General features: G+C 63.4%; 13 protein-coding genes and 6 tRNA genes. 3 read left to right on the top strand and 16 right to left on the bottom strand.

All coding sequences use genetic code 11. The features are described from left to right. Positions 1–204 precede the first annotated feature (204 nt). From ABD847_RS15155 to amrB, 6 genes are all read right to left on the bottom strand, one after another. Positions 205–1452: a serine hydrolase domain-containing protein gene (locus ABD847_RS15155; RefSeq protein ID WP_345014518.1), complete on the bottom strand. Its 1248-nt coding sequence runs from the start codon at positions 1450–1452 to the stop codon at positions 205–207. A gap of 192 nt (positions 1453–1644) precedes the next feature. Continuing rightward, on the bottom strand, positions 1645–2616 hold the full coding sequence (locus ABD847_RS15150; protein WP_345014516.1) for an AraC family transcriptional regulator: 972 nt from the start codon (positions 2614–2616) through the stop codon (positions 1645–1647). Between the two features lie 257 nt (positions 2617–2873). Next, positions 2874–2949: transfer RNA gene (locus ABD847_RS15145), tRNA-Phe, on the bottom strand. Positions 2950–2983: 34 nt separating this feature from the next. Further along, positions 2984–4069 (bottom strand): acyltransferase family protein, encoded by a 1086-nt coding sequence (locus tag ABD847_RS15140; protein ID WP_345014514.1) that lies wholly within the window; start codon positions 4067–4069, stop codon positions 2984–2986. A gap of 132 nt (positions 4070–4201) precedes the next feature. Next, the gene (gene amrA / locus ABD847_RS15135; RefSeq protein ID WP_345014512.1) at positions 4202–4765 is read right to left on the bottom strand and encodes an AmmeMemoRadiSam system protein A; all 564 of its coding nucleotides are present in this window, start codon (positions 4763–4765) and stop codon (positions 4202–4204) included. Further along, on the bottom strand, positions 4743–5522 hold the full coding sequence (amrB, locus tag ABD847_RS15130; protein WP_345014510.1) for an AmmeMemoRadiSam system protein B: 780 nt from the start codon (positions 5520–5522) through the stop codon (positions 4743–4745). The genes amrA and amrB overlap by 23 nt, the downstream gene beginning before the upstream one ends. Before the next feature lie 60 nt (positions 5523–5582). On the opposite strand from amrB, the gene amrS reads away from it, so the two are divergent. Further along, complete coding sequence (amrS, locus tag ABD847_RS15125) at positions 5583–6656, top strand: AmmeMemoRadiSam system radical SAM enzyme (protein ID WP_345014508.1); 1074 nt, start codon at positions 5583–5585, stop codon at positions 6654–6656. An 88-nt stretch (positions 6657–6744) separates the two neighbouring features. Next, positions 6745–9627: a hypothetical protein gene (locus ABD847_RS15120; protein WP_345014506.1), complete on the top strand. Its 2883-nt coding sequence runs from the start codon at positions 6745–6747 to the stop codon at positions 9625–9627. Positions 9628–9697: 70 nt separating this feature from the next. Here ABD847_RS15120 and eco read toward each other — a convergent pair whose 3' ends face one another. From eco to ABD847_RS15070, 10 genes are all read right to left on the bottom strand, one after another. Further along, a complete protein-coding gene (gene eco / locus ABD847_RS15115) occupies positions 9698–10177 on the bottom strand; it encodes a serine protease inhibitor ecotin (RefSeq protein ID WP_345014504.1) in 480 nt (159 codons plus the stop codon). Between the two features lie 81 nt (positions 10178–10258). After that, the gene (locus ABD847_RS15110; protein ID WP_345014502.1) at positions 10259–11872 is read right to left on the bottom strand and encodes a phosphoethanolamine transferase; all 1614 of its coding nucleotides are present in this window, start codon (positions 11870–11872) and stop codon (positions 10259–10261) included. Between the two features lie 127 nt (positions 11873–11999). After that, positions 12000–13322, bottom strand: a complete 1323-nt coding sequence (locus ABD847_RS15105) for an OmpP1/FadL family transporter (protein WP_345014501.1) — start codon at positions 13320–13322, stop codon at positions 12000–12002. A 304-nt stretch (positions 13323–13626) separates the two neighbouring features. Beyond that, positions 13627–13702: transfer RNA gene (locus tag ABD847_RS15100), tRNA-Asn, on the bottom strand. Positions 13703–13960: 258 nt separating this feature from the next. Further along, entirely contained in the window at positions 13961–15325 is a 1365-nt protein-coding gene (locus tag ABD847_RS15095) for a PepSY-associated TM helix domain-containing protein (RefSeq protein ID WP_345014500.1), read from the bottom strand. A 49-nt stretch (positions 15326–15374) separates the two neighbouring features. Beyond that, positions 15375–15743, bottom strand: a complete 369-nt coding sequence (locus ABD847_RS15090; RefSeq protein ID WP_345014499.1) for a DUF2946 family protein — start codon at positions 15741–15743, stop codon at positions 15375–15377. Between the two features lie 178 nt (positions 15744–15921). Next, a tRNA-Asn gene (locus tag ABD847_RS15085) sits at positions 15922–15997 on the bottom strand. A 29-nt stretch (positions 15998–16026) separates the two neighbouring features. Next, positions 16027–16102 (bottom strand) — tRNA-Phe (locus ABD847_RS15080). Between the two features lie 5 nt (positions 16103–16107). Then, positions 16108–16183, bottom strand: a tRNA-Thr gene (locus tag ABD847_RS15075). Positions 16184–16232: 49 nt separating this feature from the next. Continuing rightward, positions 16233–16308 (bottom strand) — tRNA-Phe (locus ABD847_RS15070). 202 nt (positions 16309–16510) lie between these two features. On the opposite strand from ABD847_RS15070, the gene ABD847_RS15065 reads away from it, so the two are divergent. Next, positions 16511–17002: a MarR family transcriptional regulator gene (locus tag ABD847_RS15065; RefSeq protein ID WP_345014498.1), complete on the top strand. Its 492-nt coding sequence runs from the start codon at positions 16511–16513 to the stop codon at positions 17000–17002. Positions 17003–17012 lie beyond the last annotated feature (10 nt).

Raw genomic sequence — 17012 nt, 5'->3', positions numbered from 1 at the left:
GCAGAATATTGATCTGGTTTCGGATCCGGCCAAGAACTTCGTGGTCATCATGAAGGACGGGGTTGTGTATAAGAACACCCTGTAATCGGGGTCACGGAACCATGGCATCCACGGCGGTCGTCTCGGGTGCCAGAAGCGGACGGGGCACTGAATGTGCCCCGTTTTTTATGGCGCGCCGTCATGAGCGGGCCGGCGGTTTTTTCTCTAGAAGCCAGCCAGTTGTTTGGCCGCCGCACGCAAATAGGCCGGGGCTTTGAATTCCCCATAACCCGAATGGTAGGGCAGGCTGGAGAAGACCACGGCGGCAAAATCGCGCTTGGGATCCATGTAGATCATCTGGTTGAGGTTGCCACTCTTGGCCAGGGCGCCATCGGACCAGATGTAGTCAAACTGGTAGGCATTGCCCTGAGCCTGGTCGTTGAACATATCCACGGACGACTGCTGCTTGGTGGTGCCATTGTACCGCTTGGGATCCACGTTCTGGTATATCAGGTCCAGCACCTTGGGTGTCACCACCTGCTCGCTGGCTACTGCCGACCAACTGGGGGTAAACAGGGTGGCGAAGCGGGCAAAATCCTCGGGTGTGATCAGCACCATACCCACGGGCAGGGCATCCCCCTGGGGGGTCAGCGCAAACGCAGCCGAGCGGCGGGCGTAAACCTTGGACCAGACCCGCTCCGCGAAGACATCGGCAAAGGTCTTGTGTTCCACATTCTCGATCAACCGGGTGACGACCTGGGTATTGATGGAGGCGTAGCGGAAGTGCTCTCCCGGCTTTTCCCCCGCCAGCGGTTGCTGATCCCGGGCCACGCTGAGCCAATCTTCACTCTTGCCGGTGGTGGCGCGGGGCGAGCCCAGAATGGAGGCGAAATAACGGACCACGGCGGAGTCGGGTTGCATGATGGACGCCTTGGTCTCCTCGTTATCCATGGCGGTGGTCATATTCAAGACTTGGGCGGTCGTCACCTGGTCCCAGGCGGTGCCCTTGAGCTCCGGCACGTAGTGGACGATGGGGAGCTTGGGATCGACCTTCCCCTCACTTACCAGGAGGGCGGCCACCAGGCCGGCCAGGGTCTTGCCGGTGGAGGCGGAGAAGTGCCGGGCATCGGGTGCCATGCCTGGATAGGTCTCGTAAACCACCTTGCCTTTATGCACCATCACCATGGCCTGCATGCGGTATTGGGGCGAGACTGCATAGTCGCTGAGTTTCAGCGGACCTTTTGCTGTGGTGACTTGGATATCCCCCAATTCGGGGCGCAGCGCACGTTGCATGGCTTTGAATTCGGGATTGGGGGCCGCCTCGGCGGTAGGCAGCAGGTTGTCCAGGTGCAGGCCGTAATAGAGCGCATGATCGCCCCCCATCTGGAAGTGGAAATTGTTAAAGGCCCCTCTGGCCTGACGAATAAAGAGCGGGTCGAAAGGGGTCTTGGCGGCGCTAACGGGGAGGTTCACGCGCGCTCCTTCGGTATTCAATGCTTGTGTGAGGGCATCTTCGGCGGCCAGGGTCGTCATGCAGGTTGCTGACAACAGTGCGGCGAGCAGAACGGATAGTCGTTTGCGGGACATGGTTTTCTCCTTCCTAATTCAACCCAGTGTCGGGGGCTCACTCTGGAGTGTAGGGTGCACCATGCCGATAGCGTCAGGTCAGTTCGCGCCAATTTTCTCCGTCACCGAGCGACGATAGCTGGCCGGTCTGAGCCCAGCCCAACCGACAAAGGCCCGGTTGAAGTTGGCCAGATCACTGTAGCCGCAACGCCAGGCAATCTCTTCCATCGCCAGATCCGGTAACGCCAACAGGCGGAGGGCCTGTTCATGGCGGGCCCGATCCCGCAAGTCACGGAAAGTCATACCGGCCGCGGCCAACTGGCGCTGCAGGCTGCGACTGGAGAGGCCCAGCAGCCGGGCAAACCAGGTGAGGGTAAAACCTGGGTAGCAGGCATAGGTATTGGCCAACGCCTGCAGTCTGGCCAACGGCGTTGGCCCGGCTGGCAGCGGGAGTGGCACAAAATCCTCAGGCAGCGGGAGCGGCAGGGAGGCTACGGCCTGGTCATAGTCGGTCGGTATCCGGCTCAGGGGCTCCGGCAGGGGATAGCCAGGAGCCGGACAACTCTGCGCCAGCCAGGCCGGCCACCAGTCGGGGCCCAGAAAGTGCTGACAGTAACGGATCAGGCTGGCGGTTCTGAACCACTCCAGCTGCTCCACTCCGGGGGTTTCCGGTCGCAGCTGCCCTCGATGGCAGAGTCGCCAGCCGTCGCCCGACGCCTCGACCCACACCTGCACATGGCTGCTCAGGTTAGGCAGGTGCTGCAACAGCGCACGAATGCCATCGGCAAGTCCGGAGGGTTGCCGCTCTGCCACCATCAAGCTGGGGGCCAGCAGAACAAGATCCACCTGCAACCCAGCTTCCGCCCCCAAGGGCCGACTGCGTGCCTCGGGCAACCGCTGGAAAAAGCGCAGGACCTGGCTCAGCGTGAGCCACTGCACCATATTGTCGGGGTGAGGGAACTGGCACTGGCGTGCTACCGCCTGCCAGGCAATGCCCTGCTGGTTGAAGTAATCAAAGAACGCGTGCAGGTTCAGCAAATTGGCAACCAGAGGCGCTTGTAGTTTTCCCATGATGAGCATCCGTGCCGAGAATAATCGAGCTCCAGCATAACCCATGGGCGCGGGCTCAAACTACGAGCCGTCGGATGGTAGACCCGGACGTTTTTTTTGGGGGCTAGCAGCGGTGAGCTAGGAAATTTGGTGTTGGTGTAAATTCTCCAGCAAATTATGGAGTTACCATCCTACTTCGAGAGCAAATCAGGAGACCAGAACTCGCCAAGACGCCCATAGCAAAAAGGCCCTGCATTGCTGCAGGGCCTTGTGCTGTATGGTGCCCGGACTCGGAATCGAACCAAGGACACGCGGATTTTCAATCCGCTGCTCTACCGACTGAGCTATCCGGGCGTGGCGCGCATTAAACCCGTTCTGCCGCGGCTTGTCAATTGGCGGCTTGGGCTTTTTCGGTGCGCAGGGTGGTTGACGAGCCGGAGGGTCTGCCTTGCAGCAGCCAGCTGGAGAGCGGCAGCCAGGCCAACAGCTGGTACAGCAGCACCGACAGGGCCAGCAGCACCTGGGGTTTGCAGACCTCCCACAAGGGCGACATCCAGGCGGCACTCAGGGGCATCAGCCAGATCACCAGCAGCATGTGCAGGCAGTAGAGACCCAGCACCTTGGGGGCCAGTTGTTCCAGCCAGGAGCCCTGGCCCCAGCGCGGGTTGGCCAGCAGCCAGAGGAAGAGGCCCAGGCTCCAGGGCAGGCTGCCCAGCAGGAAGTCATGGCGGCCAAAGGGAATGCCATCCAGGAAATAGAGCGCCGCGCCTTCGAGCAGATAAACCAGGCCGCCAGCGGCCATCAGCCAGAAGGCCGACCGACTGGGCAGGCGCCACTGATGACGGCGTACCAGCATGCCGAGGCTGACAAAGATCAACGAGAAGAAGGGGCCGTTGCGGGTCATCAATGACCACTCTGCTCCCAGTATGGGCTTGGCGTAGGAGCCGCCCAGCAGGGCCAGCAGGTAGAGCAGCAGGCCCAGCACCAGGGTTAGCTCCAGCTTGCCAAACTTCTCCGCCAGCCAGCACAGCCCCATGGCCAGCACCAGGGCCGGCAGATACCAGAGGTGCACCATGCCACCCACCCAGAGGTTGTTGGTATCGCTCAGCAGCCAGGCCCATTGGGGGGCCATGGTGGCCAGGTAGCCCTGGCTCAGCACGGCCGGCGGGTCGAAGGGCACCAGCGTGTAAACCAGGCTCCAGACCAGCCAGAGCAACAGCAGCGGACGGCAGTAGCGCCACAGGGCGGTTCCGGCGTTCGGCCCCTTGAGCTTGGGTTCGAAGAAGAAGCCGGCGGTCAGGAAGAAAAACGGAACGGCAAAGCGGGTGAGCTGATTGAACAGGGCCGCCAGATAGATCTGGTGCGGCTCGGGCCAGATGGTGGGATCGAAGGGGTTGGCGAAGGGGGATGAGTGGATCACCACCACAGCCAACAGGGCCAGGGTTCGCATGGCCTCGATGCTGGAGATACGCATAGGGGGCTCCGGACAGCTAAGTTGGCGGCAGCCTACCAGCAAACAATGCAACCGGTTGTTATTGGCGCTGTGGATCTGTGATCCAACCAATCACTTGTTACCCCTTGTTACAGATAGAACAAGGGTTTGGACTCAATCTTCACCAAAGCTGAGACTCGGATAACGCCAGGCCTGCAGCTGCCCCGGCCAGTGCTGGGACCAGCCGCCCTTGCGCAGCAACTGATCGACGAACTCCTCGGGATTGGGCAGTTGCTCCCAGACGCTGGGCAGGAAGGTGGCCTGGTGCTGCGGGTCCTGCAGCTTGAGACCATCTTCACCGGGCGTGAGGGCCGCCAGCAGGGCGGCGCGGCTATGGGCCGGCAGGGGCGTCATGCTGCCCAGCAAGGAGAGGTGGATGCGGATCTGCGGTAACTCGTCCTGGCTCAAGGGGGCGAAACGGGGATCCGAGAAGGCGGCCGCCAGGCTGAAGTAGGCGATGGCCTGGGCCAGGGGCATGCGGGCCTCCAGGCAGCCGATGCAACCGCGCAGTTGCCCGGCTTTTTGCAGGGTGACGAAGCAGGGCAGCAGCAGCTGACCGTGGGGCAGGACAGCAGTGGGTGCCGGTTCTTGCCGTTGCCAGTGATGCTGCAGGGTGGCCCGCGCCAGGGCCAGCATGGCGGCCTGTTCGGCCGCCTCAATAGAAGGCAATTGCGGCATAACCCACCACTCTGTGTTTGTCGCCGGCGGTATCGCCGGAGTTGGCGGCCGCCAGCCGGCTGGCCTGCAGCTTGTGGCGGCGAGCCCACAGCAGGGCGCCGTTGAGGGCGAAACAGCCGCAGGCCTGCTGGCCCTGCAGATCCCCCTTGAGGGCCAGGATCTGGGCCAGCGTCTCTTCGTCCCGTTCCCGCGCCTGCTGCCAGCTCAGGTAATGGGAGAGATCGCTGCTGATGATGAGCAGGGTCTGCTCGTTCATCAGTGCCTCCAGCAGCCCGGCCACCGCCGAAGGGCTGGTTTCGCCCACCACCACCGGCAGCAGGCTGAAATCCCCCAGCTGTTGTTGCAAGAAGGGCAGCTGCACCTCGATGGCATGTTCGAAGCGGTGGGCCTCGTCGTTGATCTGCACCCCCGGCAGATGGCTGAGTCCGGCCAATGCGGCTCTGTCCAGGGGGATCTCCCCCAGGGGCGTGGCGAAACGCTCCGCCGAGGAGAGGGCCATGCCGCGCAGGTAGACATGGTGAGCCGGACAGAGGATCAGTACCCGTTTTATCCCCTGCTTGGGCAGCAGGCGGATACCGGCGGCGGCGATGGCGCCGGAGTAGCAGTAACCGGCATGGGGTAGCAGCAGGGCGCGCACCGGTCTGGGCAGGGTGGGGGCGTCTCCCTCCCGGCACCAGAGAGTAATTTGCTCGCGCAGCAGGATGGGGTTGGCCGGGTAGAAGGTGCCGGCCACGGCGGCGGCTCTGAGCGTCTGCATGGGCCCTCCTGGGTCAGGGAATCCTACAATTATAGTGTTGCTCCTCGGATTGGAGGCGTTATGCAGGACTCTCATGCTACCCGCTACTGGTTGCGGCATGCCGATGGCCGGGTCGAGTGCACCCTCTGTCCTCGCCACTGCCTGCTGCGGGACGGCAAGCGCGGGGTCTGTTATGTGCGTCAGGCGCAGGATGGCCAGATAGTGCTCACCAGTTATGGGCGCTCCAGCGGCTTTTGCGTCGACCCCATCGAGAAGAAGCCTCTGAATCACTTTCTGCCGGGCACTCCCGTGCTCTCCTTCGGCACCGCCGGCTGCAACCTCACCTGCAAGTTCTGCCAGAACTGGGCGATCAGCAAGTCCCGGGAGCAGGACACCCTGTGTGATGCGGCCTCGCCGGCGCAGCTGGTCCGGCTGGCCCAGCAGCTGGGCTGTCGCAGCATCGCCTTCACCTACAACGATCCCGTGATCTTCATGGAATATGCCCTGGATGTGGCGGCGGCCTGCCATGCCGCCGGGATCGCGACTGTGGCGGTGACCGCCGGCTACATAGAGCCCGAGCCCAGGGTCGAATTCTTCGCCGCCATGGATGCGGCCAATGTGGATCTCAAGGGATTCAGCGAAGACTTCTACCACCAGATCTGCGGCGGTCACCTGGCTCCGGTGCTGGACACCCTGCGCTACCTGCACCGGCAGACCGAGGTGTGGCTTGAGATCACCACCTTGCTGATCCCGGGGCTCAACGACGATCCGGCGGAGCTGGCGGCCATGTGCCGCTGGATCCACGATGAGTTGGGGGACGAGGTGCCGCTGCATTTCACCGCCTTTCATCCGGACTTTCACCTGCAGGACATCCCGGCCACCCCCTTGGCCAGCCTGCAGCAGGCCAGGGCCATCGCCCAGCAGGCCGGGCTCAGGCACGTCTATCTGGGCAACTGCAGTGAGCGGGCCGGCGGCCAGACCCGCTGCGCCGGCTGCGGCGCTCTGCTGATCGAGCGGGAGGGCTATCGGCTGAGTCACTGGGGCTTGAGTCCGACCGGCACCTGCCCCCACTGCGGACGCCCCCTGGCCGGGTGCTTCGAACCTGAGCCGGGCCGCTGGGGGCCCCGGCGGCTGCCGGTGCAGTTAAGCCCATAACCATAGCGGCGCCTCCCCCATTTGGGTGAGTCGGCCGCCAACGGGCTGCGCTAGGGTTGCCATGGAGAAATCATCAAGGAGTGATCCCATGTGCAAGCAGCCTTCTCTTCGCTTTTATGCTATTCCCGGCCGGTCGCTCAGCGCCTTGGCTCTGGCGCTGGCCCTGGCGGGCTGTGGCGGTAGCGATAACGACCGCAGCAGCCAGAGCCTGGAGGTGACCGCCATCGACGGTTACCTGAGCCAGGCGCTGGTCTGGCTGGATCTGGATGGCGACAGCCAGCTGGATGAGGATGAGCCCCAAGCCACCACGGACGCCACGGGGCGGGCCAGCCTGACGGTGACCGGGGTGCCCGACCCCAGCCAGTACCGCCTGCTGGTGCAGGCCATCGCCGGCCAGACCCAGGATCTGGGGGATGGTACGGCGACGCCCGAGACCCTGACCCGCAGCTTCGTCATGGTGGCGCCGGCCGGGCAGACGGTGGTGACCCCGCTGTCCACCCTGGTGGCGCAGCAGCTGCAACAGCAAGGGGATGGCGACTTGACTGCCGCCCTTGCGCAGGTGGCCGGCCAGCTGGGGCTGGACGAGACGGCACTGCTGGGGGACTTTCTGGCCCAGGGGCACACCCAGGCCCAGATCTATGCCCTGAATCTGGCCGCCCTGCTGCCTGAGACACTGGCCGAGAGTGACGGCGAGACCCTGCTGGATCAGGGCGCCCAGATGGGGCAGGCGCTGGCGCAGTATCTGGCGGATCATCCGCTGGATGAGCAGACGGATCCCCAGAGCATACGGGTGCACAGCCAGGAGGGTGTCCTGGTGGTCATGCAGGACAGCGACAATGACGGCACTGCCGATGAGCAGGATGCCTTTCCGCTGGATCCTGACGAGCATGCCGACACCGATGGCGATGGGGTGGGGGACAATGCGGATGCCTTCCCGCTGGATCCTGACGAGAGTGCCGACAGCGATGGCGATGGGGTGGGTGACCATGGCGATGCCTTCCCGCAGGACGCCAGCGAGAGCGCTGACACCGATGGCGACGGGGTGGGTGACCATGGCGATGCCTTCCCGCAGGACGCCAGCGAGAGTGCCGACAGCGATGGCGACGGGGTGGGTGACCATGCCGACGCCTTCCCGCAGGACGCCAGCGAGAGTGCCGACACGGATGGTGACGGGGTGGGCGACCATGGCGATGCCTTTGCCGAGGATGCCAGCGAGAGCCGGGATTCTGACGGCGATGGGGTAGGGGATAACGGCGATGCCTATCCCCAGGATGCGGCCAAGTCGGTAGCGGATCGGCAGGAGAGCCTGGATGAGGTCAAGGTGCTGCTGCAGGACTATCTGGGGGATGCCCGCACCATTCGCCTGCTGGGCAGCCGGCTGACCGAGACCTTTAACGATGGCCATCAGCGCATCAGCGAGACCTGGGTCAGTTATGACTGGGATCCGGTGGCCCAGGATTACGTCTACCTGGACGGCGAGCCCTCCCAGCAGGAGGTGGCGGAACGGCTGCTGGTGCGCCAGAGCGATGGTAGTTACCAGGAGCAGGCCCATTGGCAGAAGGACTACAACCGCGACAACCAGCTCAAGCAGCAGGGCCAGGTCTATGCCCAGGGGCAGATCGGCGCGGCCGGCGAGGAGAGCTGGCACTATTACGACGAAACCGATCCCCTGGTGGAGGGCATTGCCGATGGGGTGGATCGCAGCAACCGGGAATACGATGGTGGCGATCTGGCGGCGCAGGTGGCGGCGGGCAATTATGGCCAGGTGGACTTTATCCAGCACAAGCTGCAGGTGGTGGGACAGGCCGGCGCCAGCCGCAGCCTGTGCCCCTGGGCCGAGGAGCAGGATGGGGATGCCCTGGGTTGCTTTGTGGAGTACGAGTGGCCTGACATGGCCAATTTTGACCCGGCCAGCAGCCTGCCCCACTATGCCCAGCTGGATGTGACTCGCCCCTTGAGCGACGGCGGCAGCCTGGTGTTCCAGCTGCGGGATTGGGCGGCGGACGGCAGCTATAACGAGATCTATCAGACGGAAACCCACCCGGATGGACGCGTGATAGAAAGGGTGGCCCAACCCGTGTGGGCCAATCCCCAGGATGAGGTGTTCGAGGAGTATGCCGATTACAACTGGAATCGCAGCGAACGAGCCGCCTACTGGTACGAACACGAAACCATCCGCGGTGAGGCGCCGGATCAGGTGACCCTGCGGGGGGCCCGCTACCTGCTGGATTACGGCAGTGACAGCGCCACGAACGGCAAACTGGTGGATGCCGACCATCCGGACGGCTACTTGTTCAACGACTATGAGGCGGTACAGCGTCAGGTGGGGGATGACGAAACCCGGGAGTTTTCCACCTGGCACCATTATGCGTTGGCGGATCACCCCTTCACCCTGGATGACCAGGGGCAGGACTACAAGATCTACCGCAAAGAAGCCAACGATCTCTGGGTGGGCCACCGCTTCGCCGAGTGGGGCAGCCAGCTGGTGGCCGATCTGCCCGGTCAGGTGGAGGCCCTGCGCCAGGCCGGGGTGGCGTTGGCGGAGATTGATGCCGAGGCTCTGCCAGGCCTGTCCGATTACAACGGCGGCCTGCTCAGTCGCTCCTTCCGTTACGCCGCCGATGGCAGCCCGCGCACCTGGTACTGGGTCACCAACTGGCCTGTGATCACCGAGGACGAGAGCTGGGGCAGCTGGCAGTTGCTGAGCCTGCAGCTGGTGGATGGCGGTCTGGATGCCGCCGGCCATTCCGGCTGGATCATCAAGGATGCCGCCGGCTCACTGGTGCTGTTGCAGCCAGTGGTCGAGACGCCTTGGGCCTGGTATGACGCTTACGCCCAGTGGTTTATCAGCCCCTGGCTACCCAATGGCGATGTGATAGATCCGGTGGCGGGGCATTTCAGCAGCTGGCAGGGACATTTCTTCCTGCAGCAGGCGGATGCGCAGAGCTTCCTGGCTCAGCAGATGCCCTGAGCCTGAGTCAGACAAGTCGGAACAAGAAGGCGCTCGTAAGGAGCGCCTTCTTTCATGTTGAGTGGAGGTTCTACCCCTGGGGGGCGGGCTGGCTGTCACCGGCTTGCCAGAGGCGGTAGCTGACGCTCAGATCCGCCGGCACATAGATCACCAGGGGCAGGCGGCTGTTGTAGTCCAGCAGGTAGCCCTGGCCCATCACGGGCACCATGGCCTCATGCTTGGTCTTGTCCGGGCAGGCCATCATGGTGCTCATGGGCGGGGACACCTTATCCAGCACATGGTAGGAGTAGCCCCAGCCCTTGAGGCTCTGCTGGCTAAGATCGCCGCCGAGGCGCTGGCGGTTGCAATCCACCTCCATGGCCTTGGCCAGCTGGATTTCCACCTTGACGTCCTGCTCCTTGTCCAGCTTGGGCAGCAGGATCACCAGCCGCTGCTGACCCTCTGCCGCCGGCGGGAACATGCTGACATCGGATTGGGCCTGGGCGGCCCCCGTCAGCAGCAGGCCGCTGCTCAAGAGGGCGACTGAGGTCAGGTTTCGTGAGACCACCATGGGAAACTCCTTTGATTGCCTGGGTTTTTCCGAGTCTAACCTTAGCGGTGGCCGCTCGCCATAACCCAGGCTGAATCAATCTCAGCCCAGCCGGCAGGGGTGGAACAGATCCAGTTGCGACTGATACTCCTGGGTGGTGACGTCCATCAGCCCCAGGATGGAGTGAAACAGGTTGTCCTGGGAGAACTTGCCCTGCTGGGCCTCCTGCCGCAGGCAGCCCAGATCCAGGGACTTCTCCTGGGCAAAGGCGGGGGAGAACCAGCCAATCATGGGCACATGGGTCTGCTCACTGGGGGCCATGGCATAGGGGGTACCGTGCAGGTAGAGGCCCTTCTCCCCCAGGGATTCACCGTGATCCGACAGATAGAGCAGGGCGGTGTCATAGCGATCCGACAGTCCCTGCAGGGTCTTGATCAGCTGGGCCAGCACCTGGTCTGTGTAGCGCAGGCTGTTGTCATAGGTGTTGATCAACGCCTCCTGACTGCAGTTTTCGATGTCGCTGCGCGGACAGTCCGGGGTGAAGTAGCGGGCCGAGTCCGGATAGCGCTGAAAGTAGGTGGGGCCGTGGCTGCCCATCAGGTGCAGGGTCACCAGGGTATTGCCCTTGGGGTCGGCCAGGCTGTCCGCCAGCCCCTTGAGCAGCACCTCGTCGTGGCAGCTTTCGCCATCGCACAGGGTGGGGTCATCCTTGGGCATCTGCTCATGGGGGATGCGGTCGCAGACCCCCTTGCAGCCGCCGTCGTTCTCCCGCCAGCTCAGGGTCACGCCGGCATGCTGCAGCACGTCCAACAGGCCTTCCTGGTGCTTGGCGCGGCTATCGCTGTAGTTGTCACGGGTCATGTTGGAGAACATGCAGGGCACGGAGACGGCGGTGGCGGTACCGCAGGAGCGCACCTGCTGGAAGCTGATCACCCCCAGATCCTGAGTGAAGGGATTGGTGGGGCGCGGGTAGCCATTCAAGGCGTAGTTCTGTGCCCGGGCCGTCTCCCCTACCACCAGTATCATCAGGCTGGGTTTGGCGTTGGGGGTGGTTTTTTGCTTGGCGTCTGTGCCTATCTGGACGAAGGGTTGTGGCTGGCTGAAGTAGGTATTCTGCACATAGCGGAAGCCGGAGTAGAGGTAGCTGCTGGGCACGATTTCCCGGTTCAGGTGCGGATTGTTGCGCCCGACGGAGGCGTAGTCCTTGTAGTAGCCGGCGGCGACCAGACCGATCACCAGCACGGATACCAGCCCCGAGCCCAGGCGGCGTGCCAGGCCATGCCAGGGCTTGGCCGACGGCCGGGCCTTGACGCTCAGCAGCAGCAAACCTGGCAGCAGGCCGGTGAGGACCACCCAGCCCAGCACGGAGGCATTGAGGTAGGCGGAGGCCTCGCCCGTGTTGGTCTCCACTATGTTCTGCACCATGGTGGCGTCGAAGATCACCCCGTAGTTGAACATGGCGTAGCTCACCACGGAGGAGAGCAGCAACAGCACGAAGAAGAAGCCCTTTTGCAGCGGGCGCCAGCTAAAGGGCAGAAACACCAGATTCAGGGCGGCCAGCAGCACCAGCGGGATGGAGAGGGCAAAGCCGGCGTCGTAATGGGGCAGCCCACTCAGGATCCGGTAGAAGTGGCTCAGGATCGGCAGGTTTAGCACCAGGGTGAAGTAGAGGGCCAGGCACAGATTGAGGCTGACGGCTCCGACGGACAGACGCATGCAATACTCCTGTTCCCGTGGCCCGCCTCCCTCTGAGGCGCCCGCTCCACGGGGTCAGGTTGCAGTATCTTTACGTTTGCTTAAATCTACCTTAAGGCGGCCGGGGGAGTCCGGCCGCCGTCAGCGGCTAGAAGCGCCAGCTTAGCCCCAGATCCAGCTCCTGCTGGGACATGGCGATGGTGAGGGTCTGGCTCTGGCTGCCCTCGGCCTGGCCGGAGAGACTGTTGCGGCCACTCAGACTGTTGCTCGGTGCATACATATAGCTGCCATGCAGGCTCAGGCTATCGCTGATCTGATAACTGGCTCCCAGGGTGTAGTGCCACTCGATGAGGCCGGGGGAAAGGATGTTGAACAGTATCTCGCTGTCACGGATCGGGCTCTTGCCATAGCTGATACCGGCGCGCAGCGACCAATCCGCCTGCTGATACTGCAGTCCCAGCTTGTAGACCGTCATGTCCTGCCAGCCGAAGCCGGTGCTGGTGGAGCCTCCCAGGCAGGCGCGGCTCACCCCCTGCATGCAGCTGTACATGGCGTCCGCGGTGTTGGCGATGGCCGCCACATCGGAGTAGAAGATGTGTTGCACATCCAGCAGCCACAACCAGGCATCACTGGCCTGCCAGGCCAGCCCCAGGTTGGCCATGGCCGGCACGTCGAACCGCCCGGCGTCCGGGAACAGACCACGGTAGTTGTCGAAATTGGACATGCGGATCCGCGGCTGATAGGCCGCCCCCAGCCAGAGTGCATCGGTCAGCTTGCCCTGATAGCCCAGCTTGACCCCTACCCCGTAGGCATAGTCGGTGCCCTGGTCGGAGAGATGATCCGGATCCAGCGAGAAGCCGGCAAAGTTGCTGATGCCGTAGGCCTTGAACGACTGGCCCGCCAGCAGCAGGCTCAGGGCCAGGGCCTGATCGTCCTTGAACTGATGGGCGTAGGTGGCGTTGATGAACATCTGCTTGAGATCGACGCCGGCGGTGCCGTCGCCGAAGGTACCCGGCAGTGTCATGCTGTTGCCGTTGGCATCGAACAGGGTGGCGGAGCCGCCCTCGTAGCGGGTATTCATGCCGCCATTGCCATACAGGGCCAGCCCCAGGGTCTGCCGCTCATCCAGCCGGTAGGCCCACGCCATGGCCGGGATGACAAACAGATCGCCACTGCTTTGGATCTGCTGGGGGCCGATGGCAAACAGCGGGCTGGCGTCGCCGGCCGAGCTGTAATGCCGATCCGGCATAAACAGGGAGACACCCGCCACCAGGCTGTCGTCCACGAAGGCCAGGCCCGCGGGGTTGGTGGCGGTGACCAGGGCATCGAAGTGGTAGGCGGTGGTGGCGCCAGCCACCGCCTTGTCCAGCGGACTGTAGCCGTGGGAGATCATGCCGTTGGTGGCCAGTGCGGGCCCGGCGGCCAGGCAAAGGCCGAGGGCGCCCAGGCCCAGAAGCGTCTTGTGCTGCATTGAAGTGTCTCAAGGTTGAAGGAATCTAGGCGGTTTCGGCACGGGATAAGTGGACGGCAAGAGGCGATCCCTGGCCTAAACCTATGGCGCCATAGTAGGGCGGGAGGGGGACGGCAGACTGACCTGGATCAATATATTAAACATTACTAAAGTCTAATTTAGTAACTGCTGAACAGATCACGCTATGGCCGGGTCAGTTGGCAAGCTTCACAACCTTGACGTTACTTTTCATTAACTTGCATCTTTTGCCTCGCCAGGCAAACAAAAAGCCCGTCATCAGGGATGACGGGCTTTTCATGGAATTTGGCTCCTCCTGCTGGACTTGAACCAGCGACATACGGATTAACAGTCCGCCGTTCTACCGACTGAACTAAGGAGGAAGCGCGTTGCCTTGTGCGGCGCGCGCCATTAAACGGATTTTCCCCTGTCAGGTCAACCGTTTTATGCAATCCGCCCTGCCATCCGGCGACTTTTTGCGCACTCCTGTGCCGTTTCGCCTGGATTGAGCCCATCTGGTGGCCATCTTCATTCCCAAGCCACTGATCAAACAGGTGTTTCAGGTTGAGGAACCTGGGGCGGACGGGCTGTGCCGGTAGCTGTCTGGCAATCAAGCCCCGCACTGCGGGGCTTGAGGGGCATCAGGCGGTTGCCAATGATCGACGGGCCAGCCGCCACCAGCGCAGGCTATCCAGCAGCAAGAAGATCAGCAGGCTGACGCCGAGCACCGGTAAGGCCCAGCCCAGTGCCAGGGCCAGCAGGATCGACAGACCGCGACCCATACCCCCCAGGGCCAGCCAGGCCGAGGCCAGGGTGCGCAGCGGGGCCTGGCGACCGGGGGCGGGGCGCTTGAGCCACCAGATGCGGTAACCCAGCAGTATGAGGCCACAGAGTCCCAGGCCGAAGGCCACCAGCAGCAGCTGATTGGGCAGGCCAAACAGCACCCCCATGTGGGCGTCTATGCCCCAGCGGGTGAGCTTGGCCACCAGGGGAAACTCGGCGAAGCGGGTGCGATCCAGGATCGCCAGACTCTGGGGATGTACCGCCACCCCGTCCACCCGGGTGGGCCAGCGCCTGTCTATCTCGTTGACGATCCAGGCCTGATCGGCGGCCTTGGGCGGCTTTAGCTCCAGCCGCCCGGTAGTCAGACCCGCCTGGCGGGCCGCCTGCAGTACGGCATCCCATTGCGGATCCACGGGGTTGCCGGTGGCCAGGGTCATGTCGGCCATATGCTGGGCATGTTCGCCTTGGGCCGGCATGGCGTGGTGCTCGGCCAGCTGGCTATGCAGTTGTGGCGTCAGCCAGCCAAGCTGGGCCCGCAGCAGAGCGATATTGCCGCCGGCCCAGCGGGACCAGGTCAGGCCGGTGGCTGAGAAGAACAGCAGCCCGGCCAGCAGCAGCAATCCCAGTTGCTGGTGCCAGTGGCGGGCCTGCAGCACGCCGTTGCGCCGCCGGGCCCGCTGCCCCTGCCACAGCACCAGGCCTCCCAGGGCGGCCACCCACAACCAGGAGGCGGCCAGCTCGCTATAGGCCCGTCCCGGCTCACCCAGCAGCAGGCTGCGGTGCAGCTTATCCAGCCACAGGCGCAGGGGCAGGATCCCGGAGGTGCCGTAGACTGTCAGATCGCCCTTGATCTGCAGGCTGTAGGGATCGATGAACAGGGCGCGGGATTCACCGGCCGCCAGGGCCGGGTCGCTGAACAGCACCCGGGTGGTGTCGTGGGGGCCGGGGGCCGGGCGCACCGCCACTATCCTGGCCGCCTCACCCAGCCGTTGCCGGGCAACGGCCACCTGGCGGGCCAGAGGCTGAACCTCTGCCTGGGGTGTGCTGGTGAGGGCGTCCCGATAGAGCCAGCTTTCCAGCTGCGGGGTCAGCACATACAGGGTGCCCGTGAGGGCGGCCACCAGAATGAAGGGCCCGACAAACAGGCCGATGTAAAAGTGCAGCCGGCGGATCAGCTGCCACAGGGCGTCACCAGGCGACGCCGTGGAATGGGATACGGACATGGTTCTTCCATCGCAGAATCGTCAAAGGAGGCGGACTGTGCCGCCATTGTCATGTTGGCTCTGGCGCAGGAGGGTGGGGAGGTGGCTGCGGGTGCAGGATGAACCAGAGTCGACTGACTGGACGAGGCGGCTGCCAGAGCAAGGTTGAGGTTCGCAGGGGCAGCGGCGCCAGGGGCAGCAGGCTGGGGGCGCGCCAGAGCACAAAGGGCAGCTGCAGCAGCAAATCGCAATAGCCACAGGCGCGGGAGAGGGCGCCCATATGGCCCTGGTTGGCCGGCTGGGGTTGCAGCTCATGGCAAGGCATGGCCTGCGGCATGGGCGCCAAGGCGCGGGCCAGGGGTGGCGCCAGGAAGAGCAGCAGGACCGCCAGCAGGCCCAGGTAGGCGGCGACGGCATGTCGGGGGACGCGCAGGAACATGGCGGCGGCCGCAGGTTGTCAAAAAGTTGCGGCAGTGTAATGCAAAGGTGGTGAATGGGTGAAGCGGGTGTTGGGTAAAGACGTCGCTGACCGTGCCGTCCCTGGCCCAATGCCGACGGCACTTCTGTTGCAGGGACAAAAAGAAGAAGCCCTCGTCTTGCGACGAGGGCTTCGTAGGTGGCTCCTCCTGCTGGACTTGAACCAGCGACATACGGATTAACAGTCCGCCGTTCTACCGACTGAACTAAGGAGGAACAAACTTTGTTGCAGCATGCTGCGAAAATGGTGCCCAGACGCGGAATCGAACCACGGACACGCGGATTTTCAATCCGCTGCTCTACCGACTGAGCTATCTGGGCGAAAATGGTGCCGGCTATCGGAATCGAACTGATGACCTACTGATTACAAGTCAGTTGCTCTACCAACTGAGCTAAGCCGGCGTAAAACTTTTTTGTCGGCATCCTGAGTCAACAAGAGGCCTTGGTAAAATGGTGCCCAGACGCGGAATCGAACCACGGACACGCGGATTTTCAATCCGCTGCTCTACCGACTGAGCTATCTGGGCGACGGGGCGCTATTAAACCGATTCGACCCTGGCAAGTCAACACCCTTTTCTGTCGCCTTGAGAGGCGGCGCATCGTTTGTCGAAAGCTTGTGCAACCAAGGGGAAAAGTTGGCTAGAAAAGCGTCTGGGGGAGGCAAGTTGTACTGGCCGAAATAGTTTCACGTGTTATTATGTCGGCTGAAACTAACACCCAGGATATGCCATGACACCTTGCAAGCTGCCCATCGAGAAAATGATCGCCCGCGTGGATGCCTTGTTACCCGGCACCCCAACCGAAGAGTTGCTGCTGGGGCGCCTCTTGATGGCGGCTCAGCATCGGCTGACCGAGACCAAGGCGCGGGGGCTGGCCGAAGAGGGGGTGAGTGAGTCCGTCTACCTGGGGCTCATGATACTGCTGACCTATGAGGAGGGGATCCAGCCCTCCGAGCTGAGTCGTCTGCTGGAGGCGTCCCGCACCAGCGGTACCCGGCTGGCGGATGAACTGGTGGCCCGTGGCTGGGCCAGTCGGCAGGAGCTGCCGGAGGACAGACGTTGTCAGCTGCTGCGCATCACCCAGGCCGGCCAGGACTTCCTGCTGGATGTGGTACCGCGCCAGCGCGCCAGGTTGCGGGCCATGTGGCAGGCCTTCGATACCCAGGAGCGGTCAGATCTGACCCGCCTGCTGCGCAAGATACTGGAAACCCTGCCGGAATAAACCGACCTCG

This window comes from Pseudaeromonas paramecii (genome assembly GCF_039540575.1).
Lineage (GTDB): Bacteria > Pseudomonadota > Gammaproteobacteria > Enterobacterales > Aeromonadaceae > Pseudaeromonas > Pseudaeromonas paramecii.
Note: the sequence above shows the minus strand (reverse complement) of the source record. Positions and strands in the feature narration are given on the sequence as shown.